This is a genomic window from Bradyrhizobium sp. P5_C11_2 (assembly GCF_054049755.1).
The window spans coordinates 1-2,926 of record NZ_JBFULT010000756.1 but is presented as its reverse complement, the minus strand read 5'-3'; the positions used below and the strand labels follow the sequence as shown (position 1 = coordinate 2,926).

Here is a 2,926-nt window from a genome sequence, read left to right as displayed (position 1 = left end):
CTGCTGGAAGGTGATTGGCACATTTTTCATTTCATCGGTCATGGCGGCGTCGAACCGCAATCTCAGAATAATTTCGAGGGAAATAGTTTCGATCAGAGCGGCTTCATTGTCATGGTCGACGAAGACGGGAGGCCGGCCAAGAAATTCGCGTCCGATCTGGCGATAATGCTGGGAGACGCACGCAAGAGCCTTCGACTCGTGGTTCTCAATTGCTGCGAAAGTGCCAAGATCAATGTCGGCGAAAAGTTCGGCAATCCGGCGATCGGCCTTATGTTGGGAGGATGGCTGCCGGCGGTCGTAGCTATGCAATTCCCTATCAGCGATGGCGCAGCCATTGAGATGTCGGAGGGGTTCTATAGGGCGCTTGCAAATAATTCACCTGTCGACGACGCGATCAAAACGGCGCGGAAGTTCATTCAGATGAAGTCGAAGGTCGAGTTCGGCATCCCTGTTTTGTACATGCGTTCGCCCGACGGAAAGATTTTCGAAGTAGACAATCCAGTAGCCGACCGTCCGACCAGCACTGCGGTCGTTAACATCGTGGATCTGCAGCGGCGGCGAGAAGAATTCATGCTCGCCGTTGATGCTGCTCCGAACTCGATAGAAGAACTGGAGCAACTTACGCACGTTGGTCAAAATCTCAATTCCGGATTGAAAGACGACGAGCAATTGACCAAGCGTGTCGCTCGAGTCTACCTCGACCTCGGCACCCTGCAGCAACGAAATAAACAGACTCCAAACGCCGCAGGGAGTTTCGCTTACGCGATCAAGCTGGATCCAAGGAACCCCGAGTACTATGTACGGCGCGCAAATTTCTATGCGCTAGTGGGTTTCTACGAATTTGCGCTGGCCGATATCACGGCCGCGATCGGGCTGAAACCAGGCGAGGCTGAGTATTATTGGATCAAGGGTATCATCTGCGGTACGGCTTCGGGACCAGAAAACAAGCGCGGATTTCTTGAGCAGGCCGTCGAGGCATTCGGTGCTGCCATTCGCATGAGACCCTCGGAGCCCAAGTACCTGGCTTCGCGGGCCAACGCATTTACTCAGCTAGGAGTCGCTGCGGAAGCGATCAAAGACCTCGACCTGGCCATGACGATGGCACCGGATAATCCGGATCTGGTGGCGCAGAGAATGCGAATTCAGGCTTGAGCGACTGAAAAATTGCAGCTGCAGACTTGGGGGGTGCCGTGTCCCTTGAAACGTTCGTCACTGGATTGAACCTGGTCTGCGGATATCTAGGCGTGCCGCTCCTAGTCGCCTTGTTCTATTGGTTCAGATTCCATACGCTAAAAGGCACACGTTCCTATACGACGCAGTTGCTGTACTGTATCGGCATCGCGGTGTTCATTCTGCCGTTTCTGCTGATGTATTTCGCGATCGTCTACGTGGTAAGGGAGGTTGTCCCCCTCAAGGCCGATATATCCGCATCGTCCGCACTATGCCTCGTCATGCTCGTTTGGCTCGTGCCGGGACCACCCAAGTGGTGGCGCGACTTCTGCCAAAGGATAGCGCGCATACCTTTCCTTGCGCACGGGCTGCGGAACACGTTGTGCAACTCCCCGTGGGAATTGCCCGCCGCAGATTGGCCCGACATAAGTCGCAAGCTTGCGCGCATCGGCTACCCGATTGCTGATCTCCGAGCCCTTCAGTCGGCGCCAATCCAGTCTCGCTTCTTGAAGATCGCGACTATCATGTTCCACTTGGAGCAATGGAAGCTCCAGGGAGATTCGTTTTTCGATCGCAACTCAGAACATTATTCGGATCTGCTGGCCGTCTACGACCTGTTGTCCTTCAAGGCAATTCGGGTGTTGAAGAACACCGCGGCGATCTATGGCACGATCATGGAGGACAGCAAGGTTCAGCCGGATGATTGGGGGGCGCTCGACTCGTTCAGCGCCCAGAACGACCCAAGCAATAGGCTTCAGTTCGCCGCGCAAAATGCGGCTGGAGGCATGCTCGAGGACTTGCGGAAGGATATGGATTTCCTCCTCGATCACCTGCTCTTGCTTACAGCGCGTTGCGTGTTGGCCAGTGCGTGGACTTCCGCAGGTCGCAAACGCGGATTGGAGGAGATTGGATTCACGGTAAAGGCGCCGGCTCACACCATAGTATGGACGGCGATAGCTGGGGTAGGGGTCTCGGTTGCCACCGTTCTATTATGGTTTGCGACCATAAGGAATCCATCCAGTCTCATCTCGGGCGTTCCGGCGGTTGGCGTGACTCGATCGTTCGTCGTTTCGCCCTTGATCATCATTGTCAGCGTCGCGATCATATATCACCTCAAGCGCAACTATGCGTTTGCGAATGAAGGAGTGTTTGGCGGCCTCCCGTACAAGTTCATACTCTCAATCGGTGTTGTGACGGCCTTGCTGCTGTTTCCGGTTCAAGCCGGCTTCGACTACTATCAGTTTCCGGGCAATTACGTGGACGTGCTGGTGCATGAGTTGCCGATACTGCTCTATATGTGGGCCACGACGACCGTCATAGCTTTGCTGGTGCAGGACTCGATGTGGAGAGGCTTCGGGTCAATTTGGACGCGGCGAGTTATGGATGGCATCGTGTTCGGTGCGGGTTGGGTGTGCGCCATTGGACTGCTGTATGCGATAAACGCAGTGTTTCCCGTGCCGGTCATGGAGAAGTTGGCGAGCGCGAGTTGGGTGGAGATAGTGGTTCTTATTTTCGGTTTTTCTTTCGCTGCCGGCTTTGTTCTGGGTTTTGTTCTGATGGCTCCTCTTCGGCAAGCGACGTCATTTCGCCTTGCGCGCGAAGAAATGCCGTTAGGTCCGGCATTTGCTCGTGCTTGAGCGCGAAGGCCCCAAAAATAAAAACCCCGCCATTTGCGGCGGGGTCCAGGCTGGGAGGAGCGAGCCCCGGGGGCCCGCGACGTAAACCCAGGATCAGGCGGGAATGCGCTCTTCGTGCT

Annotated in this window: 2 protein-coding genes; both read left to right on the top strand. The window is 55.4% G+C overall.

Annotated elements, in window-relative coordinates; genetic code table 11:
* On the top strand, positions 1-1,152 hold a 1,152-nt coding region (locus ACXJL8_RS38080), incomplete at its 5' end, for a CHAT domain-containing tetratricopeptide repeat protein (RefSeq protein ID WP_456686710.1).
* Positions 1,153-1,190: 38 nt separating this feature from the next.
* Positions 1,191-2,807: a hypothetical protein gene (locus ACXJL8_RS38075; protein ID WP_456623247.1), complete on the top strand. Its 1,617-nt coding sequence runs from the start codon at positions 1,191-1,193 to the stop codon at positions 2,805-2,807.
* Positions 2,808-2,926 lie beyond the last annotated feature (119 nt).